The sequence below is a fragment of the uncultured Kriegella sp. genome (genome assembly GCF_963975415.1).
GTDB lineage: Bacteria > Bacteroidota > Bacteroidia > Flavobacteriales > Flavobacteriaceae > Kriegella.
On sequence record NZ_CAXBGN010000010.1, the window covers coordinates 150,946 to 171,905 of the forward strand.

At 40.3% G+C, this 20,960-nt stretch carries 15 protein-coding genes; 7 read left to right on the forward strand and 8 right to left on the reverse strand.

The annotated features are described in order from the left end of the window. Positions 1-61 precede the first annotated feature (61 nt). Genes AACZ88_RS19015 through AACZ88_RS19030 form a run of 4 tightly spaced genes read right to left on the reverse strand, consistent with a single transcriptional unit; the run spans position 62 to position 6,856 of the window. On the reverse strand, positions 62-1,468 hold the full coding sequence (locus AACZ88_RS19015; RefSeq protein WP_339713794.1) for a c-type cytochrome domain-containing protein: 1,407 nt from the start codon (positions 1,466-1,468) through the stop codon (positions 62-64). A 4-nt stretch (positions 1,469-1,472) separates the two neighbouring features. Then, positions 1,473-2,399 carry a hypothetical protein gene (locus AACZ88_RS19020; RefSeq protein ID WP_339713797.1) on the reverse strand — a complete coding sequence of 309 codons (927 nt, stop codon included), beginning with the start codon at positions 2,397-2,399 and terminating at the stop codon, positions 1,473-1,475. A 15-nt stretch (positions 2,400-2,414) separates the two neighbouring features. Next, positions 2,415-3,866 carry a DUF1501 domain-containing protein gene (locus tag AACZ88_RS19025; protein WP_339713799.1) on the reverse strand — a complete coding sequence of 484 codons (1,452 nt, stop codon included), beginning with the start codon at positions 3,864-3,866 and terminating at the stop codon, positions 2,415-2,417. Then, positions 3,866-6,856, reverse strand: a complete 2,991-nt coding sequence (locus tag AACZ88_RS19030; protein WP_339713802.1) for a PSD1 and planctomycete cytochrome C domain-containing protein — start codon at positions 6,854-6,856, stop codon at positions 3,866-3,868. Before AACZ88_RS19030 ends, AACZ88_RS19025 begins: the two co-directional genes overlap by 1 nt. 279 nt (positions 6,857-7,135) lie before the next feature. On the opposite strand from AACZ88_RS19030, the gene AACZ88_RS19035 reads away from it, so the two are divergent. From AACZ88_RS19035 to AACZ88_RS19060, 6 genes are all read left to right on the forward strand, one after another. Continuing rightward, complete coding sequence (locus tag AACZ88_RS19035; protein ID WP_339713805.1) at positions 7,136-8,035, forward strand: J domain-containing protein; 900 nt, start codon at positions 7,136-7,138, stop codon at positions 8,033-8,035. A 6-nt stretch (positions 8,036-8,041) separates the two neighbouring features. Continuing rightward, the gene (locus tag AACZ88_RS19040; protein ID WP_339713808.1) at positions 8,042-8,332 is read left to right on the forward strand and encodes a chaperone modulator CbpM; all 291 of its coding nucleotides are present in this window, start codon (positions 8,042-8,044) and stop codon (positions 8,330-8,332) included. 40 nt (positions 8,333-8,372) lie between these two features. Beyond that, positions 8,373-9,998 (forward strand): sulfatase, encoded by a 1,626-nt coding sequence (locus AACZ88_RS19045; RefSeq protein ID WP_339713811.1) that lies wholly within the window; start codon positions 8,373-8,375, stop codon positions 9,996-9,998. Between the two features lie 267 nt (positions 9,999-10,265). After that, positions 10,266-12,764 carry a nucleoside triphosphate pyrophosphohydrolase gene (locus AACZ88_RS19050; RefSeq protein ID WP_339713814.1) on the forward strand — a complete coding sequence of 833 codons (2,499 nt, stop codon included), beginning with the start codon at positions 10,266-10,268 and terminating at the stop codon, positions 12,762-12,764. 12 nt (positions 12,765-12,776) lie between these two features. Then, a complete protein-coding gene (locus tag AACZ88_RS19055) occupies positions 12,777-14,828 on the forward strand; it encodes an ATP-binding protein (RefSeq protein WP_339713817.1) in 2,052 nt (683 codons plus the stop codon). Positions 14,829-14,830: 2 nt separating this feature from the next. Further along, positions 14,831-15,490, forward strand: a complete 660-nt coding sequence (locus AACZ88_RS19060; RefSeq protein ID WP_339713820.1) for an HIT domain-containing protein — start codon at positions 14,831-14,833, stop codon at positions 15,488-15,490. Positions 15,491-15,686: 196 nt separating this feature from the next. On the opposite strand, the gene AACZ88_RS19065 is transcribed toward AACZ88_RS19060, so the two are convergent. Genes AACZ88_RS19065 through AACZ88_RS19075 form a run of 3 tightly spaced genes read right to left on the reverse strand, consistent with a single transcriptional unit; the run spans position 15,687 to position 18,924 of the window. Continuing rightward, complete coding sequence (locus AACZ88_RS19065) at positions 15,687-16,937, reverse strand: FAD-dependent oxidoreductase (protein WP_339713823.1); 1,251 nt, start codon at positions 16,935-16,937, stop codon at positions 15,687-15,689. 27 nt (positions 16,938-16,964) lie between these two features. After that, the gene (locus AACZ88_RS19070; RefSeq protein WP_339713826.1) at positions 16,965-17,972 is read right to left on the reverse strand and encodes a 4-hydroxyproline epimerase; all 1,008 of its coding nucleotides are present in this window, start codon (positions 17,970-17,972) and stop codon (positions 16,965-16,967) included. Between the two features lie 22 nt (positions 17,973-17,994). Further along, positions 17,995-18,924 carry a dihydrodipicolinate synthase family protein gene (locus AACZ88_RS19075; protein WP_339713829.1) on the reverse strand — a complete coding sequence of 310 codons (930 nt, stop codon included), beginning with the start codon at positions 18,922-18,924 and terminating at the stop codon, positions 17,995-17,997. A 214-nt stretch (positions 18,925-19,138) separates the two neighbouring features. Between AACZ88_RS19075 and AACZ88_RS19080 the strand changes: the two genes are divergently transcribed. Continuing rightward, a complete protein-coding gene (locus AACZ88_RS19080; protein WP_339713831.1) occupies positions 19,139-19,993 on the forward strand; it encodes an AraC family transcriptional regulator in 855 nt (284 codons plus the stop codon). A gap of 1 nt (position 19,994) precedes the next feature. Here AACZ88_RS19080 and AACZ88_RS19085 read toward each other — a convergent pair whose 3' ends face one another. Beyond that, positions 19,995-20,936 (reverse strand): alkaline phosphatase family protein, encoded by a 942-nt coding sequence (locus AACZ88_RS19085; protein ID WP_339713833.1) that lies wholly within the window; start codon positions 20,934-20,936, stop codon positions 19,995-19,997. Between the last annotated feature and the right edge of the window lie 24 nt (positions 20,937-20,960).

Here is a 20,960-nt window from a genome sequence, read left to right on the forward strand (position 1 = left end):
CCTGTTGCCATGCTTTGATCAACTGATTTTCAACATTGTCTTAAAAACGTCCTTTGAACAATTACTCCCTTTCCGAAATTATTTTTAAACCGGAATTTTCCCTTCTTAATTTCGAAATACCCTCCGGAGAAATATCTGTCTGCCACAGGTATACTTTTTGAAGTGCTTTCATATTCGAAATTACGGGCAAGACCCCGTCTGAAACGCGGGTATCGAATAAATTAAGCGATTCCAAGTTTTTAAGTTCGACCAAATGATTGACGCCAACATTGGTAATCGCATTTCCGCTTACATCTAATCGTACCAAATTTTCAAGCTGGCCAAGTGTGCCCAAGTGTGTATCATGAACGTTGGAATTGCTGATATCAAGCCAAATCAATTGCTCTTTTAATTGCACCAACAGTTCAACATCGGAAGATTCTAGGCTCCTTTCACTTAAACTAAAGTTGGCATCCATAAAATAATTGTCTTTCATCAATCGATTCAAAACAAAGCCCCTACTTTCCAGTGAGTCAACCAGTGCCTTATCCGGTGCTTCAACAGCTCTGCCATATAATTGATTCTCCCGATCTAACCCGAAGAAATTTTCTGCCATGGCCACAAATTCCTGCTCGGGATCAAATTGCGTAAAATAGCCATCTGGCGGCGCACCCACATTGATCCACCATTCAATAAGACTTACCTCATTATCGGTTAATGGCCTTTTTCCTTCGGATGGCATAAAATCATCATGGTCTTCCGGCAGGGTAATCCGTTTAAAAAGTTCACTATTCAAAGCGTCTCCCGGAATCACGACATCCCCTCCTTCTCCACCGCTCATAATTTCATTGTAGGTGGTTAATTCAAGTTTGCCCTTCTTTTTTCCATCGTTATGACAACTAGTGCACTTGCTATCGAGCATGGGGGAAATCAAGTCTAAAAAGACATCTGCCGAATCTAATTCGGTTATTTTTTTTCGAGGTTCTACTTTTGGGGGCATACCGGCCAACCCTCGAATCGCGTTAGGGGCAAATTCCAACAAATAGGTCGATCCATGGGTCAAATTACCCCCTAAATGTCCTGTAATAAATACAGAAACTACAGTGAGTCCCACAAAAAACCATTTGGTATAAACAAAAGATGTTGTGATTTTTTTGGTTGCATAATAGCACCCAATTGAAAATAAGAGTACGCCGACTCCCATCCATTTATGCCAAAATAGGGTGTCGGAATCATAATCTCCAGAGAGCGAAAGCAAATAGCCAAAAACTATGGCAAAAAATGCGCTGATCGCCCCGAGGGCCCATACATAAGAAATAAGGGGTGTGATGGCCTGAAACTTCGATTTTCTCGCAGCTAGTTGGGCCAATGCCCCCAATAACAAAAATCCGATAGGGAGATGCACCACCAAAGGATGCAGTCTTCCTAAAAAGATCAAAATATCGGCAGGGTCGTTTAAAAACCCTATACTACTCGCTATACCCAGCATACATTTATTTAAGCGGAACGCCCCTCAAAGGTTTGCCATTGGTAGTCAATATCTGAAAATGATGCACATTATGCCCAGTATAGCTCCAAACCATATTTTTATCGGCATCAACTTCTAAAAGCTTAATCGGACCTTTAGCCGCATAGCTGGCGATTACAGTGTTGCCATTGGGCAGCCTTTGAGCACCGCAAGGATCCGCTAAAGGTTCGCCCTCTAAATCTTCATTGGTAAGCTTCCAAACTACTTGCCCTTTCGAATCGAATTCCACCACCGTATTTCCATGCGTCAATGTGACTACGGTATTCCCGTTTTTAAGTCGGATGGCGGTGAAAGGCCAAGTTTCGGCTTTTCGACCTTCTTGGCTAATATCATCAGTCTTAAAAACGTTCACTACCGAACCATCAGGCTGGTATTCCTTAACAGCAAAAGCCAGCAGATGGGGAACCAGATAGTTTCCATTTTTAAGTTTCCGCGCCATACGGGTCTGCATATGCACATTATCTGTTTCGGGTTTTAAAGGTACACTTGTAATTACATTCCCGTTCTTGTCGACTTCAATAAGTCTGGGGCTTGTTCCTGATTCGGTAATCAAGGTACGGCCACCGGGAAGGCGCACTGCCGTGCCCAACTCCATAGATTCTTCGGCTCTTTTATAGGAAAAAATAACCTCTTTTCTTTTATTATATTCACGCACCTCATCGGCCCAACAAATCAGAACATTTCCATTTTTCAGTACATAACCATCCCTGGCATGTGGCTTTTTACTATCCCAAACAACTTCCCCCGACTCTCCAATAATACCGGTAAACTTATGCCCGGCCATAAAAAAGGAATGTGCTATCCCAGATGATGGTTCTTGGGCCATCGCAACCAATGGAAGTAGTAGCCAAGCTAATATCGTTCCTTTTTTAAACAAGCTTTTAATTTGCATTTATTCTATTTTGTGTTACGCTAATATATCTTTGATTACATGGCCATGTACATCGGTCAATCGCATGTCGCGACCACCAAAACGAAAGGTAAGCTGTTCGTGGTTGATTCCCAATAAGTGCATGATGGTGGCATGCAAATCATGAATCGTAACGGGATTTTCCACGACTCTATATCCATAATCATCGGTTTTTCCGAAAATGGTTCCGCCCTTAATGCCGGCCCCCGCCATCCACATACTAAATGCCGATGGGTTATGATCACGGCCGTTCGTACCCTGTGCAAACGGCGTTCTACCGAATTCACCCGTCCACACGACCAAAGTTTCCTCTAAAAGGCCTCTCGATTTTAAATCTTTCAAAAGCCCTGCAATCGGCTGATCAACGGCATGGGCGTTGCGTTCATGACCTTGTTTCAAATTGCTGTGCTGATCCCAACGATCTGTTCCTATATTTGGGCATGTCAATTCTATAAAACGAACACCGCGCTCCACCAATCTGCGGGCCAATAAACATTGTGATGCATACCCTTTGGTATGCGGGTCATCGGAATCAAGACCATATAATTTTTTAGTCGCTTCAGATTCAGCCGTAAACTCGGTCAATTCGGGAATGGAAGACTGCATTTTATACGCCAACTCATAATTTGATATAGCGGATTCTACGGCATCAACCTCACCCATTTTCCCCAGTAGGCTTTCATCCAACTGCTTTATAAACCCTAACTTTTGCTCTTGTAAATTTTGAACGGATTCTTGGGGTCGAATATTGGCCACCGGTTCTGCCCCCGCCCTTAATACCGACGCTTGGTACGAAGCCGGTAAAAAACCATTTTTAAAATTGTCCAAACCACCTGGAGGAATCAATCCACCGTCGAGCACCACATAACCCGGTATGTTTTTATTTTCACTTCCTAAACCATAAGTCATCCATGAACCCATGCTCGGGCGCCCTTGAATACCACTTCCTGTATGTAGAAAATAATTGGCATTGGTATGTTCGGGAAAATTAGATGTCATCGACCGTATGAGCGCAATATCGTCAACACAGGTAGCAATATGTGGAAACAACGCACTGACCGGCATGCCGCATTCACCGTATTGTTCAAAATCCCACGGGCTCTTCAATATTTTGCCCACATTGTCAAACTGGGTATTGTCAACCTTGAATTTTTTTCGGGGATCTTCGCCATTCTCTCTAGCAAGACGGGGTTTGGGATCAAAAGAATCTACTTGAGAGACCCCTCCATCCATATACAGGAAAATAACATTCTTCGCCTTGGGTAAATAATGCGGGCCCAAATATAGGTCTGAACTTGCCGCCATACCTTTCTTTGGCCGTTCACAACCCAGTAACGGAAAACCTCCGAACAAACTTGCAAAAGCCAACGTTCCAAAACCACCTTTGCATATGCCCAACATCTCACGGCGTGAGAGGGGTCGTTGCATAAAATTATCATACTTGCCCATTATATCAGGTATATAAATTCTTTTAAGTTAAAAATACTGTGGCAGTAGTCTTTCCAAATACTTGTTTCTTTATCCAAATCACCTTCTTCCGCTTGATTTTCCATTCCACCTAAAACTTCAATAAAACTTGCGGCTTTTGACAGTTCTTCAGCACTCGGTTTGCGTGAAAAAGTACGCATATAAATCCATGCTATTTTCTCGTCAAAGGTCAAATCTTTCTGACTCAACAGCTGTTTGGCCATACGTTCGGCCTGTTGTGCCACAAAGGGATCATTCATAATAATCAACGATTGGGAAGGCACATTGGTCACATTACGCCTTCCGAATGTACTGAACGGTATAGGACGGTCGAAAGTGACCATCATAGGTTCTAAAAAATTACGTCGCACCTCTTGATAGATACTTCTTCGACCGGCACCATCTAAAGGCCCTGATTTCCCTGGTCTACCCCGGCCTTGCATAAACTCGGTCAGATGTGTTTTGACCGGCGGCCCGTACAACGTGGAATCCATACTTCCCGAAACAACCAAAAGTGCATCACGGATAGCTTCCGATTCCAACCGACGTACCGGAAAAGAGGCCAAATATTTATTTGTGGGATCTTTCTCCGTCAATGCATCACTTCTCACCGCACTCCTTTTGAAAACTTCCGAGGTAACGATATGTCGAATCATTTTCTTGATCGACCACCCGTCTTCCTGAAATTTAACGGCGAGGTAGTCCAGCAATTTCGGGTGTGAAGGAAGTTTCCCTTGCAGCCCAAAATTATCAACGGTTTCTACAATTCCCTTCCCAAAAAGGTGGTGCCAAATGCGATTGACCATAACACGCGAAGTGAGCGGATTGTCTTCGTTCAGCATGGCCTCTGCCAGTTCAAGACGCCCGCTTCCTTTTGATTTAAAGGGTACATCACCCAAGGGTAGAGCCGACAGAAATCGTCGTGGTACCTTTTCTTCGGACAGTTCTTGGTAACTTCCCCTATTAAATATAGGACTATTGATACCAATGCCTTCATTTACACCATAGAAAAAAGAAGTGTTCACCAATGATCTCTGAAGATTTAGACTACTATCCAACGCTGTTTTCAATTCCGGAATCCGAGCTGACAATTGTCCTTTTTTAAGTTTTCCGTTTAGTGACTCAATTCGTTTGGGTGAAAAAGCCAAAAGTCTGCTGCTTTTCGGCGACAATTGACTGACTGGTAGCCTATGCTCTATCTCCTTGGGCCACAAGGAATCGTAGGCGATGGCATATTCCGTTTCGACATAGGCATCCGAAGGCAAAGCATAATCATGTCTGTTGTACTCCCCCGGCAATATTTCGATGTAGGCTTTATGACCTTTCCAAGGGCCTACGTTAAACACGTAATTGTTCCATTTCGATTCACCCACCTTTTGCGCCATATTTCCGTAAATGGGATTTTGAATCAGCTGAAAGTTGTCGATCACGATACGAACCGTACTGTTTATTCCGCGGGCTTTCACACCGATAAAATCAGTATCCAACACAAGATTGGGAGAGCGTAACACCCCAAAAACTCCTGTACCAAAAGTTTTACTACTTGCACGGCCCTGCTCCAATTCCATTAACTTTCCAGTAGCTCTATCCACTATTGGGTCTCCTAAGGTAGTCGTTTGCCCAAAGGCAATTCCATCGCTGATCCACCCGTCTAAATCCGTGTTTCTAAAATCGCCAAGCACTTTATACTCATTGGTATTCAATTCCTTTGATTCCCCGTTTTGCTTCACTTCTTCAATTTGGGAAGACTTCAAACCGTCGGCCCATTCATCGGCAACCAATTGGCGCATGTATGTTTTTAAGTCGCTAACTGCTTTCACATTTTTTTCATCATCTAGAGACAAATCTGCAGGAACCGGGGAGAAACGCGTACTCTCCATGATACCATAAAAAGCATAATAATCGGCCGCCGAAATCGGATCAAATTTATGATCGTGGCATTTGGCACAGGAAACGGTCAACCCTTGAAAGGTCTTTGACGTAACATCGATCATATTGTCAATGCGATCTGCTTCGTCTTGACGGATATCGACCGGACTATGTGTGCCCTCTCCCATAGCATAAAATGCTGTACCTAAAGGCGATTCTGCATTTCCTGATGCGGAATCGTACCGTTTTTTTTCTATGAGATCGCCTGCCAGATGTTCTTTTAGTAATTGATTATACGCTATGTCTTCATTAAATGCCCGAATCAAATAATCTCTATATTTCCAAGCTCCGGTAATGGTGTAGTCAAATTCGTGTCCTTTGGTTTCGGCATAGCGCACCAAATCCATCCAATGTCGTGCCCACCGCTCACCATAAGCAGGGGAATTCAAATAGCGATCGACCATTTTTTCATAGGCGTCCTGACTATCATCGGCAGTGAATGATTCAACATCGGCCGGCGAAGGTGGCAAGCCTGTAATCAGATAGGCTACCCTACGAATCAGTGCATTTTTATCGGCAACCGGCGATTTCTCCAGTCCCTTTTGTGCCAACTGTTTATCGATAAAATTATCGATGGCATCGGGATCGGTCGTCGCTTTTTCCGTAATCGGTTTTATAAAGGCCCAATGTTCTTTCCATTCAGCCCCCTGATCGATCCACTTCTCTAAAAGTGCTTTTTCCCGCTCGGTAAGTTTCAAGTTAGAATCCGGTGGAGGCATCATCATATCCTCTTCGGCATTATTTATTCTGGCTACAAGCAAACTCCTTGAGGGTTTACCTGGCACAACAGCATGCCCGCCATCTTCCAATTCAGCGGTGGCGCCTTCCAAAATATCCAATCGTAAATTGGCCTTTCGGCTGCTTACATCGGGACCATGGCACAAATAGCAGTTCTGTACCAAAATAGGCTTGATATGAAAATTGAAATCGACGGTTTCCGGTAATGGCTCGGCATACTGTTTCGAATCACCACAGGAGAACTGTAATGCCATAACCGACAAAACCAATCCTATTAAAAAAAACCTTTTGCCGTGAGATAGCATGCGTATACGTTATGAATGGTTTCAAATATACATATTTAAACAGTTATATTCCAAAACCCATTTTTACCTTATATGATATTAATTTTACTTTTTGTAAATATTTAATCGGTATGAATGTCCGTATAAAAGTTTAAATTGCCCAGTTATGGCGGAGCATTCCAATATTAACCAATGAAAATGGATTTACGCCCAAAAATCACTAATTTTATACTGATGTCTTTGCCATAGCACAGCATAGAACCGAATACGAACAACATAAGAAAAAATCCAATTTTTAACGTGGAATATATTGATTACTACAAAGTATTGGGAGTTTCAAAGAACGCTTCCGAGAAAGACATAAAAAAGGCCTATCGGAAGATGGCTCGAAAATACCACCCCGACGTAAACCCAAATGATGCAACGGCCGAAAAAAAATTTAAAGAAGCCAATGAAGCCAATGAGGTGTTGGGGGATCCCGAAAAAAGGAAAAAGTATGACAAGTATGGCAAAGATTGGGAGCATGCGGAAGCATTTGAACAAGCTAGACAGTCGCGACAACACTCTCGGCCTAGCGGAGGCCAACAGTATTCCGGAGATTTTGGAGGCCATGATTTTTCAGACTTCTTCGAATCGATGTTCGGTGGCGCTGGAGGCGGTGGGTTTTCACAAGGTGGGCAAGTAAAATTCAGAGGGCAAGATTTTAATGCCGAACTCCGACTATCGCTTCGCGATGCCTATCAAACCCAAAAACAGACGCTTACCGTTAACGGAAAGAATATTCGTATCACCATTCCAGCAGGAATAGAGAACGGACAAACCATAAAAATAAAGGGGCACGGCGGACCGGGTAGAAACGGCGGCCCGAAAGGAGACCTCTATATCACCTTTTCGATAGAAAACAATACCCCATTTAAAAGAGATGGGAGCAACCTATACAAGAACATCGACCTTGATATTTATACGGCCGTGCTGGGAGGCGAAATAACCGTAGACACCTTTGACGGAAAAGCCAAGCTCAAGGTTAAACCCGAGACCCAAAACGGCACAACGGTAAAATTGAAGGGTAAAGGATTCCCATTCTATAAAAAAGAAGGACAATTCGGGGATCTGCTTATCACCTATACCCTAAAAACCCCAACGAACCTGAGCGCTCGGGAGAAAGAACTTTTTAAAGAATTAGCGGCCATTAAAAAATAACAGTATATGGTACTTCGAAATCTTATTAGTGTAACCGATTTTTGTACAAGTCATGATATATCACAAACCTTGGTGGTAAAACTCAAATCGTATGGACTTGTAGAAATCGTAGAGGAAAATAACGTTCAGTATATTCCTGAAGAGGAGCTGCCCAAAGTGGAAAAAGTCGTACGATTGTATTTCGATTTGGATATCAATTTAGAAGGTATCGAGGTGATTACCCAGCTGTTGAACCGTATGGAAACCATGCAGCAAGAAATGACCCGCCTCAGAAACCGCCTACGCTTGTATGAATAGTTTATTGGGCCTAAAATCATTCCCGTATTTAAATAAAACCATGATAAAACGTAACCTAGTGCCGCTTTTTTGCCTTGTCCTCATCTTTTTGGGCTGTAAGGGGACGGAAAAAGAAAAAGAAAAAGCAACCGAAAGACCGAACATATTATTTGCCATCATGGACGATGCCACCTATATGCATATGAGCGCCTATGGCTGTTCTTGGGTAGATACGCCCAACTTTGATCGGGTAGCGGCAAACGGCTTACTTTTTAACCGGGCGTATACGGCCAATGCGAAATGCGCGCCCTCCCGCTCCAATATTTTAACCGGTAGAAATTCTTGGCAGCTGGAAGAGGCCGCGAACCACTGGCCCGTTTTCCCAACCAAATTCAAGGTGTTTACAGAGACTTTGGCGGAAAACGGATATAACGTAGGCTATACCGGTAAAGGTTGGGCCCCGGGTATCGCAAAACACGAAGACGGAAGCAAAAGGGAACTGCTGATAAAAGCCTTTAGCGAAATAAAGACCACCCCGCCCACACCAAAAATCAGCAACGTCGATTATGCCGCCAATTTTGATGCCTTCTTGCAGCAAAAGGAAGACAAACCCTTTTTCTTTTGGTATGGCGGAATCGAGCCGCACCGGGCCTATGAATACGGTTCAGGCATCGCCAAAGGCGGCAAGTCGCTCAGTGATATTCCCGATACGGACGTTTATGATTTCTGGCCCACCGTTGATTCGGTAAAGACCGATTTGCTCGATTATGCCTTTGAAATCGAATATTTTGACCAGCAATTGGGGAAAATGCTCCAAAATTTGGAAGCGCGGGGCGAACTGAACAATACCCTCATCGTCGTTACCTCTGATAACGGAATGCCCTTCCCGCGAATAAAGGGTCAGGAATACGAATATTCGAACCATTTGCCTTTAGCCGTAATGTGGGCCGATGGTATTGAACACCCCGGCAGAACAATCGATGACTTTATCAGTTTTATCGACTTTGCCCCTACCTTTTTGGAAGTTGCCAAAGTACCCATGGAAAAAAATGACATGCAGCCCATTACCGGCCGTAGCTTTGCCGATATTTTGTATTCGGAAAAGGATGGCATTGTCAATTCGAAGCGAGACCATGTACTTATCGGCAAGGAACGCCATGATGTGGGGCGGCCCCATGATCAGGGCTACCCTATTCGAGGTATCGTGCGTGACAGCATGCTCTATCTTCAAAACTTTGAAACGGACCGTTGGCCGGTTGGAAACCCGGAACGAGGCTACCCCAATACCGACGGTAGCCCGACCAAAACCGTATTACTACCTAACGTCTATGCCAAAAATGATGATTTTAACTACTGGAAATGGTCTTTTGGGAAACGACCGGGCCAAGAACTTTATAATATTGTACGCGACCCCGATTGTTTAAACAATCTGGCCCTAAGTGCCGATCACCAAACAATTTTAACTGATTTACATGAACATTTGTTCGATGCCCTACGTAAACAAGAAGACCCCCGTGTCTTGGGCAACGGTGACCTATTCGACAGTTATGAATATGCCGATAAAGGAGGTGTCAATTTTTACGAACGCTACGGGCAAGACGAACAGTTACGCTGGGGCTGGTTTAATGATACTGATTTTCAAGACCTTTCTAATGTAAAACGGGTGCAGGAAAGCTTAGAGCCTTGATATCCACATTTTAGTACAGACTAATGCATTGGCATTGATCAACTTCCTAGCAATTTAGTCTGGCCCTGTTTTGCCAAACCATTTTTAACAGGCTTTATATACATTTAAAAGAACAACTAGGCAATTAACTAAGTTCTATTAAGTCAGGACAGCAATAGACCTTTTTAACCTAAATTTTATAAGGTCAAGTTTAGCTAAAGCTATTTGAACAATAGATTTATTTTGATAATATACTTATATTACTAGTAATTAATTTGGCTAATAAATATGAATATTAAAAATAGACATGTTCTTGGTTCCTGGGAAACATTGGATATAAAAAAATTGAATGTGAATTTCATTGGGGGAAAAGCAATGGGACTTTTTAGTATTCCGAAAAAATGGACATTACCCTTTCTTGTTTTTACAAAAAATTTTTATAAGTCATGGACAAAGAATCCTGATGTTGAAAATATAATCAATGATTTTTCAAATATTGACAAAGAAATTCTCATCTATTTCTTACGTAATATTATTTCAAATAATTCGCGAATATTTATACGCTCAAATTCTCCTTTTGAGGATATTTCATTAAGAGGTAAATATCAATCTATAATTGTCAGTAATTCTATAGAAAACATTTCAGAAAAAATATCTGAATTACTTAATTCTACTAATTCTGATCCTATGTTTCTTATTCTTCAAGAATGTATAAGTCCTGGATTGCCGGGCCATATGTCAAATGAAAGGAGGATTTCTGAAAAGGCAAACCGGTGGATGGTAGAAATTAGCGATCAAAACCAAGAGTTTATTGTTTCAAAGCCTTTATTTTTTGACGGTAATTTAACAGCAAAAAAAGAAAAAGATATTTTTTCTGCTTTGAGAAAAGTTGGAGGTAGTTTGAATTCAATTTCAAAAAATGGGGATAGATTTCATTGTGAATGGGTCTGGGATAGTAAAATGGTTTGGGTTGTCCAAGTTGATAAATCTATAAAAAAAGAAATAAAAAATTCTGCAACATCAAAAATCGAAAGAAAAGAAAAACCTGTTCCTAGGAAGAAAAAGTTCAAAGTTCTTACTCATTTTACTGATACTAATGCTGAAAACTGGAAAAAATTAAGATCTCCAATCAATTTTGTACGAGCAAATTTACCCGTATCCGACGTATATCTGCTCAAGGGAGAAGATTTGAATAATCAAAACCAAAAAATACAAAAAAATATCAAAGAGGATTTAGAAAAAATGTGTGATAATCATCCTATTGTTATTAGGTGCGATATTGCAAAAACCTTAGAAAGGGATGATCTTTTATTACCAACTAGTGGTTCGCTAATTAATATTGATGATATATTATTATTTTTAAATAAAGTAAATCGTAAATTTTCTGAAGATGGATTGAAATCTTCTCAATGGACTTTTTTAATATCGTACCTTTTTTCTACTAAAGCTAGTGCTCTTATTCATGCATTCCCAAATGCTCAACGTATTCAAATTGATGCTCTTTGGGGTTATCCAGATGGACTACTTTATTACCCTCATGACACTTGGTATTACTATACAGAAAGCGACAAAACAAAGCAAAAAAAAGATTATAAAAGTGTTTGTCTTTTTCCAGACGACGAAGGTTGGAAACCATATAAAATTGTAGAACCGTATGACTGGAATAGTGTTTTAAACAAAAAAGAAGCCGTCACTTTAGGAAGATGGGCTATAAATTTGGCTAATTTAATTGGACATGAAATTCAATTAATGGCTTTTGTGAAATTAGAGGATAGTAATGCCGTAAATGGTTGCTTACCTTGGCACTATACTAATTTACCCGTTAAACAATATTCAAATTCTTTAAGGGTTTTACCCGATTCAAATACCATAAGAACTATTGACTCTTGGTCAAACCTTATGAGTCTCAAAAATATTAGTTCAGATAGAATCAAAGGCTTATTAATAATGCCATCTCATGATTTGTTAAGAGCTGACGATTTTTTGACTGAATGCTCACAATACGCTTTCGAAAACAGTATTCCCTTATATTTTCAAGGAAGTTTGCTCGGACATGCATATTACATAATGACCAAAACAGGAGCAAATGTTATTCCAATTGCTAAGTCAGAGCCTAAAGAAAATAAAATCACATATAACAAGCTTGTTAGAGATAAGATACCCATTATCATTAAGGAAGCAGGTGGATTAGCTAGAGTTAGACGACTATCAAAAGAAGAAGCAATTAAACTGCTATCTCAAAAACTTATTGAAGAAGCACTTGAAGTATGGAACGCTAAAAACGAGCAGGAACGTTTAAATGAAATAGCAGACATTAGCGAAGTTATGGATTCATTAATAAAGTTTAGTAAATTTAATAATGAAGATGTAGAAAAAATAAAAAATAAAAAAATAAAAAAACGCGGTGGATTTGAGGATTTAATATTTCTTGAAGAAACGGCTATTAGACCTTTAAAAAATATCGATAATCTTGAAGGTAGATTACCTCTTTTTAACGAAGAGAGCACTTCCGTTAAGTCTACGTCAAAAAAGAAAAATAAATCAATTAAATTTATAACGGATAATGTCAATAAAAATATCATTCATTTTGAAGTCCCCTTAATACCTCAAATTGACAAATTATTGAAACCGAAAATTATTGAAGAAGTTAATTCTGACCTTAGAGTTATTATACAATATCATGGTAGTAACCTTAAAGTTGAAATCTCGAGGTCTGCGAGCTTTGATACTCGAAAAAAACCAGAAATAAATGAAGAAGGTTATCAATTTTCACTTCTTCTCAAATAATTCCATTTAAAAATGAAAGTAGATTATTACATTAATGATAAATCCCATCGAATAGTCAATGCATCTATTAATGCCATGATTAATTTATGGAGTAGTGATAAAAAAACTTTTTGGCGTTCAACCACCCATAAATCTAGGGCTACTGAAGAAGATAAGTTTTATCCAACTGTAAGTCTAAGATGTACGGAATCACTTATAGCAACTTTTATAAGGTCGCCAGAAATAATTTCGAATAATGCTAAAAGCAAATTATTTGAGGAGATAATTCCAAAACTATTAACTATAGACCTTGGTGATTTAGATTCCTCATTGGACACAGGTAATGAAGACGATGAATTAAATGAATTTACCTTAAGCATCTACATACAAACCTTTTGTCGTATTATAAAAATTTCAAAAAAAAAGCTTGCGCAAAAAAATGCTTCAAATAAGTTGACTATTGCTGTAAAAAATTTGTTAAATCATTCTTTCGTCAAAGAAGGTTTTGAAAACGAACATCCATTTATACTATTTCATGCAGTTAGAGCATTAAAATTATCTTTGGAGTGTATTGACGATAATCGATTAATAAAAAAAATTGATTCCACAATTAATACAATTTCCAAAAGTATTTTATCCGTAACAGAAACTCTTCTTTCTAAGTCCGTTAGAGGAGCATTGAGTCCAAGCGATAATGTTGCTTTAGCTTTTTGTTCTGCTTCATTATCTCAAAGTCAAATTGCAAAAAATATACAGCACCTAATCTCTTCTTTGGAAATATCAATAAATTCACAAGATTTTTCCGGTTGTTGGCCGATGGGTAGAGTCATTCATGAAAATAAGGACATTAATTCACAAAGACTTGAGATATCTACACATGAAATTGCTTGGGCTTTAACGCTTACTTGTAATGAATTGATTGATAATAAATTGTTTGACAATGAAAATATTGATACCGGCCAAATTTTTGAAAAATTAAATAAAAGTCTAGATTATGTCAAAATATCTACTGAATATATGACATATAAGGATACCTTATTATCAGGTTGGTGCAGTTCTCAACCTTATAATTTTAAAATTATTGAATCTTGGACTTCAGCCAATGTTCTTCAATTTACTAGTTCTTTAAATTATTTACAGGAACGACTAAATGTTTATATGGTTCTAGACTCCTTTTCAGTCGTTCATCCAGAAGATAATGATTGGCCAGATTGGCTAAGGTGGGATGATTATAAAATTAATTCTGAGACAAATCACGATTACCCAATATTAAAGTATTTGGACGATAATCTCATAAATATAATTAGTAATCATCCTCAAAATCTACCTTCTGCAGAAAACAGATCAGTTTCAGCTCTTTTATTTGGTCCTCCTGGAACCTCGAAAACAACAATTGTCAAAGCAGTTGCAGACGGTTTAAAATGGCCCATTGTATTATTAAATCCTGGGCAGTTTATTGAAGGGGGCCTGGAAAGTATAGAAAGAATGGCTCGTGATGTTTTTGATAGACTCATGCAATTGAATAGAACTGTAGTTATTTTCGATGAATGTGATGAGTTATTTCGTGACAGAGTTCCTTCTGAAGCATCTGAGCAAACGAGAGGTATAACGGCTTTTGTAACAGCCTGTATGCTTCCAAAGTTGCAAGAATTGCACGATCGAGGTAAAATTGTTTTTTTTATTTGCACAAATAATTTTGAAACTATTGATTCTGCTATAAAAAGAGGTGGAAGGATTGACCATATTTTAGGTGTCGGTCCACCTGATCTATTGGCTAGAAAAAAAGTAATTGATTTTACAAAAAAACAATTATTATCAAGAAACAATAATGGTCAAAAACCTAATTTTTTGGACAAAGCATGCGAAAAATTGTCTCAAGAAACTGAGGGGTTTATTAGATCTGAGATATTAAGAGCAGTAAATTTATTGTTTAAATCCGCATCATGGGAGAATGAGGAAGAAGCAATAAAATCCACTAGGAAAATTGTAAACTTATTTGAAAGTTCACTTACTATAACTAAAAAAGAGCTGTCAAATTTTAAACAATTAAATAAAAAATTTAGTCATAATCTATTAGAAACTTAATTATGAAAACTTATAATAAAAGATGTTGTATTTGTAGTCAGATACAGGGAGAACAGGAAAACGATTTAATAAGTACACTTTTAAATGAGAAGCTGTATACTAGAAGAATAATTTTGGAAAATGAATCGTTTGCTGTAATACCTAGCCTCGGAGCAATAACTCCAGGGCATTTAATTATCTGTCCTAAAAAACATATAAAGAGCTTTGCACAATTAGACGAGGGGCTAGAAGTAGATTATTATGAAATAAAAGAAAAAATCAGCACTATTCTTAGAAAGGCTTATGAATCTGATATTCATTATTTCGAACATGGAACAGCGCGAAATAGTTCTAAAGTTTTTTGTACAGTAGATCATGCACATATGCATATAATCCCTTGTAATGTCTTCATAGATTCCTTTCTTTTTAAAGATTTTTTATGGGTGAAAGCAAATAATACAATAAGTAGCTTACGGAATGTCGTAGATAATGATGAATATATTTATTATGAGTCACCAGAAGAAAAAATATTTGTTGCAAAAAGTACCAATGAAGAATTCGAATCACAATATATGCGAAAAGTATTTAGGCTTGCTTTGAAACAAAATTCTGACTGGAATTGGAGAGAAACTCCTAATGCAGAAGAGGCTAATGAAGTTTACAATTTGTTAAAACAGAATTAGATTTAATTCTCGGGTTAATAGTATAACTTATATTTTTGGAAAAAAAATTTTAGATTTTTTTTAAGTTTTTGTAATATTCACTTTTAGTGTTTAAACCAATTCCAAGCGCGTTTATTCAAGGCTAGCTATTCTATGATAAGAAAATCACGAGCTCGATATTCAGTAACCCGTTCAATGACCTAGAAGACCTACTTTGTTAAAACCTTCGATCAGGAGAAAAGGGTGTCAAATCGAGTTCTGTCTTCTTATCGGAGATAAGCTGCGTAATCAGTTTCCCCGTTGCGGGGCCCAAACTCCAACCCATCATGGCATGGCCCGTAGCAAAAGTCAGATTGGTATATTTCTTTGATTTTCCGATATAGGGTAGGCCATCGGGGCTTACCGGGCGAAGTCCGCTTTTCGCAGCGGCCATTTCTTCCGCAGTAATTTTGATATCGGGGTAAAAATCAGCAACAGCTTTTGCAATGGCTTGTACCCTTGCAGCCCGAATCGTATCGTTGATTCCAGAAAATTCCATGGTGCCTGCAAATCGGGTAAACCCTTTCATTGGTGTTACCGCTACTTTGGCTTCCATCAATATGGCGGGCATTGAAATACCGGTTGGCCGTGCGACATCGATACGGTAGCCCTTCCCCGCTTGAATAGGCAGTTTTATATTCAATTTTTTGGCGACGCCCTCACTCCATGAACCTGTTGCGATAACAATCTCATCACAGGTATAGCTACCCTTTGTAGTGATCACTGCTTTTACCGCGCCCTGATCTAACGAGAAATCGAGGACGGCTTCGTCTGTGCTGATATTGACGCCGGCATCGGTCAAATACTGCTTCAGTCGCGGCATGACCTCCGTTGGGGTGGTATGCCCGTCACATTTATAGTGAATGGCCGCCTTGGCATTGATAGCCGCATCGGGTTCGATCGTGTGGAGTTGGTCTTGGTTTAAAAAATCTACCTCCAATGCCAGCGCCTTGGCCTTTTCGGCTACGGGCATTTCATGCTGTTCTTCCGTATCCGTTTGATATAACATCAACAACCCTTTCCGTTCCCACTGAAAATCACCGAGATCGCCCGATTGCAGGATATCGGTATACAGCTGATGGCTCATCAGGTTGATATCTTTAATTACGGGAATGGCCTTCGCCACTTTCTCGGGCGTCGAAGATTTATGAAAGTACCATGCCCATTTAAAAAAATCAACATCCCAACGGGGTTTCATATAAAAGGGACTCGCAGGACTGAACATCCATTTCATTCCTTTTACAATCATACCCGGGGCGGCCAAGGGAATGATATGACTCGGGGTAATATAGCCGGCATTCACAAAAGAGGCTCCGGCCGTAATATCCGATTTATCGATTACGGTAACCTTATGGCCTTCCTTTTGTAAATAATAGGCCGTGCAGAGGCCAATAATACCACCTCCCACAACAATAACGTTCTTCCCCATGTTAAGAGACTATTTTGAAATCTGTCACTAAATCACCTGAAACCCGTGGGCATATCGATCTTCATCGTCAATGGTAATCGTATTGTGCCCAAACACATGTGCAGCACCCTGAACGGTGGGCACAATAGCGGAAATTTCCCCAATCGTAGCCTCTTCCAAGACCCGACCTACGAATTGCGAGCCGATAAAACTTTCATGAACAAAATCCTCCCCTTTTTTAAGTCGGCCCTTGGCATACCATTGGGCCAAACGCGCAGAAGTACCTGTACCACATGGGGAACGATCGATGGCCTTATCGCCATAAAAAACGGCATTCCGGCCTGTTGCCAAAGGGGAAATGGTATCGCCCGTCCAAAGCATATGGCTGACATTTCGAATAGTATCATCCAACGGATGCACAAAAGCATCGGGGTATTTCCGGTTTATTTTCTCCCGTAATTCTTGACTAAACTGTACCAATTGCCCTGCTGAAAAGTCTTGTATGCCCTGAAAATTTGGTTGTGGGTCGACAATCGCATAAAAATTGCCTCCGTAGGCCACATCAAAAACCAATGTGCCCAGTTGGGAGCTTTCGATAATCAGTTCAGACGCTGCCAAGTACGATTTCACATTGGTCAAACGCACCCAGTCGACCTTATCCCCCGTTTTTTGATATTCGATCTCAATGAGTCCGGCAGGGGCTTCCATACGTACTTTACCGGGAGTTTTTGGCGATAAGAGTCCTTCTTCCAAAGCAATCGTAATGCTGCCAATAGTGCCATGACCGCACATGGGAAGACAACCACTTGTTTCAATAAAGAGGATGCCCACATCATTTTGAGGGTCGCTGGGCGGAAACAAAATACTACCACTCATCATATCGTGGCCTCGGGGCTCGAACATGAGTCCTTTTCGGATCCAGTCATATTCCCTAAGAAAATGCTGTCGCTTTTCACTCATGTTACGGCCCATCAATTCAGGGCCGCCATGAGCCACCAACCGTACAGGATTACCCGCGGTATGGGCATCGATACAGGTAAACGTATGCTTCGCCATTAGTTAAAAAATCATAGGACCACTATGCTTGTGTCAAAGACAAATTTTTATACGCCGGCAATTCCGGTCTCGTGGCCAAGCCGTGGGCAATAATATTCAATACGCGTTCGCGCTCGTCACCGATCAAAGGCAATCTTGGCGCCCGAACATGTTCAGTACCAATTTTCGTCGCCAATTCGGCCAACTTGATATTCTGAACCAATTGCGGACTGATGTCAAGTTCCAATAGCGGAAGGAACCAGCGATAAATGGCAAGGGCCTCTTTAATTCTTCCGGCCTTGACCAGTTCGTAAATAGCAACGGTCTCGGCAGGAAATGCACAAACGAGTCCGGCTACCCAACCATCGGCTTCCATCAAAAGGCTTTCCATCCCTAAGGTATCAACACCGGTAAAGGTTTTTAAGCGATCCCCAAACCTATTCTTGATGCGGGTAATATTGGAGATATCGCGCGTCGACTCTTTGACCGCCGCAATATTATCATGTTTTAAGAGCACTTCTAACATATCAAGGGTAACCTCGATACCATAGTCAATAGGGTTGTTGTAGATCATTATCGGCAAATCGGTGTTTTTCGCCACCTCACTGAAATAAATCACTGTTTCATGCTCGTTCGCTTTGTAGCGCATCGGCGGTAACATCATTAAACCACTAGCACCTTGTTCTTCTGCCCGATGGGCCGCAGCGATGGCTCCCTTGGTGGTCTGCTCGGCAATATTGATGATTACAGGCACCTTGCCAGCAACAAAATCAACCGTTTCAAGCACGAGTGTTTTCTTTTCATCGTCGGTAAGCGTACTGGCTTCGCCCAAGGTACCCCCTAAAATAAGGCCGTGTACCCCTGCATCAAGTTGGGCCTTAATATTCACCTTGAACATATCCATGTCAAGTTCGTCCTCAGCTGTAAATTTTGTAGTAACTGCGGGCATAACGCCCCTCCATTCGATTTTCATAAGCCTATTGTATTGAATTATATATTTTAACAAGCCCGATTTTCATGGGCCAATTCCTATAAATGCTATTAACGCAAACTAGATCACACTCTGGTTTAGCACAAAATTAAAACAGGTCACAGCATTTTTGTTAATAATATTTTACCTGAAAACAGTACTATGTTACCAAATATAGCATAGTAAAATAGTATTTTCGGCATATATACACGCAGTAATGAAAGTTTTTCCGTTTCAAATTCCGAAATCTCCCGCAGAGAACCTGATTGTTCAAATTGATCAGGAAACGGGGTTTTATGGAAAATTACACCAGCATGAGGAAATTCAAATCAGCTATATCGTTCAAGGACGGGGAAAGCTGGTCGTGGCAGATAGCGTTCACTCGTATGGCATTGGCGATTTTTTTGTTATTGGTTCCAATATGCCGCATGTATTTCAAAGTGTTGAAAAGGAAGAATCGCATATGGTATCCCTTTTCTTTTCAAAACGTTCTTTCGGGGAAGATTTTTTCAACCTTCCCGATCTCGTAGAAATCAAAAGTTTTTTCGACCACTCGGACGTTGGGTTTCGCTTGACCGAAAGAGATCCGGAAATCGAAAAGTTGATGTTAGGATTCCCCAGTTTGGATAAATTCTCAAGATTCTTAAAATTTTTAGAACTTTTGCGAACATTATGCCATGCCGAAAGACAATCCTTGGCCGGCTTTATCTATCAAAAAAAAATCACCAACGATGATGGGGAACGGCTACGGGCCATCTTTGAGTATACCATGAAAAACTTTCACAAAGAAATCACTTTAAAAAAAATAGCGAAACTCGCCTTTATGACCCCCAATGCCTTTTGCCGCTTTTTTAAACAACGAACCAACAAAACTTTTTTTGAATTTCTTATCGAGGTACGTATCGCCCATGCCTGTCAGCTCTTAATCGAAGACAGCGACCTCACTGTTGCAACGATTGCCGAAGCATCGGGGTTTTCTTCACTATCCAATTTTAACCGGAAGTTTAAAAAATTGAAAACCGTTACCCCTTCGCAATTTGTAAAAAAGAACAGGGAGCTCAAACAGGTTTAGCCTAGTTCGATTCAAAAATGGATTCGGGCACCTTGCCTGTCCATGATTCGGGAAGGCTATCGCGACCGAACAAACGCGCTAAGACCAATGCCGTATTTTTATTGCTATTGTAGTCTTTAAATGCACTCGATTTTTTGATTCCCGGCCCTTTGATACCCCACGGCACATTCATTTCTCCCGGGCTCATCCCTCCATGACCGGTTCCTTTTCCACCGTGATCCGTGATAAGTAAGAAATGTGTATCGTCGTAAAGTCCGTCTTTCTTTAACGCATTGATCAGCGTCCCTACTTTAACATCGGCTTCCTCAATGGATGTAATATACTCTGGTGACATCCATTCATGATTATGCCCTGCATGGTCTACGTGCACACTATATAAAAAGATAAGTGTGGGGTCGTCTTTGTGTTTTAAGGCAAAGGCGTTTGCCTTTTTATAATTTTCCTCGTATGCATCGTCTTCCAGAAAGTTTACTTCGTCAAGATACTTTTGATTGATAGGATTTATAAGATTGCCCCAATTATAGTAATATGCCGTTTTAATATTTGGCATTTGATCTTTAAGCACTTTAAAAATGGACGGAAAATACCCATCGGAATCTTTTTCCAACCCTGGTAATTGATGGTCTATCAAGGTCCAACCATTATTGTCGACACCATGCTCTTCGGGGCCGCTTCCCGTAAGATGGCTCGTCCAGTTCGGCAAAGTTACCGATGGCATTACCGGTCGTGTGGTAAATGAAATTGTTCCGTCTGCAAACAATGCATCCAAGTTCGGATGTTTCGCGGTTTTAAAACCATCGACACTTAAGCCATCAAGACCGAGTACAATGACCCGTTTGGCTAATTTGGAATCATTGGGTTCCTTCGTTTCTTTGACCTGATCTTGACAACTCGTCAACTGCATCAACAAAATTAAAACCCCTATCCGAATACACTTCATCATATTATTTATTATGTAATTGTTAAA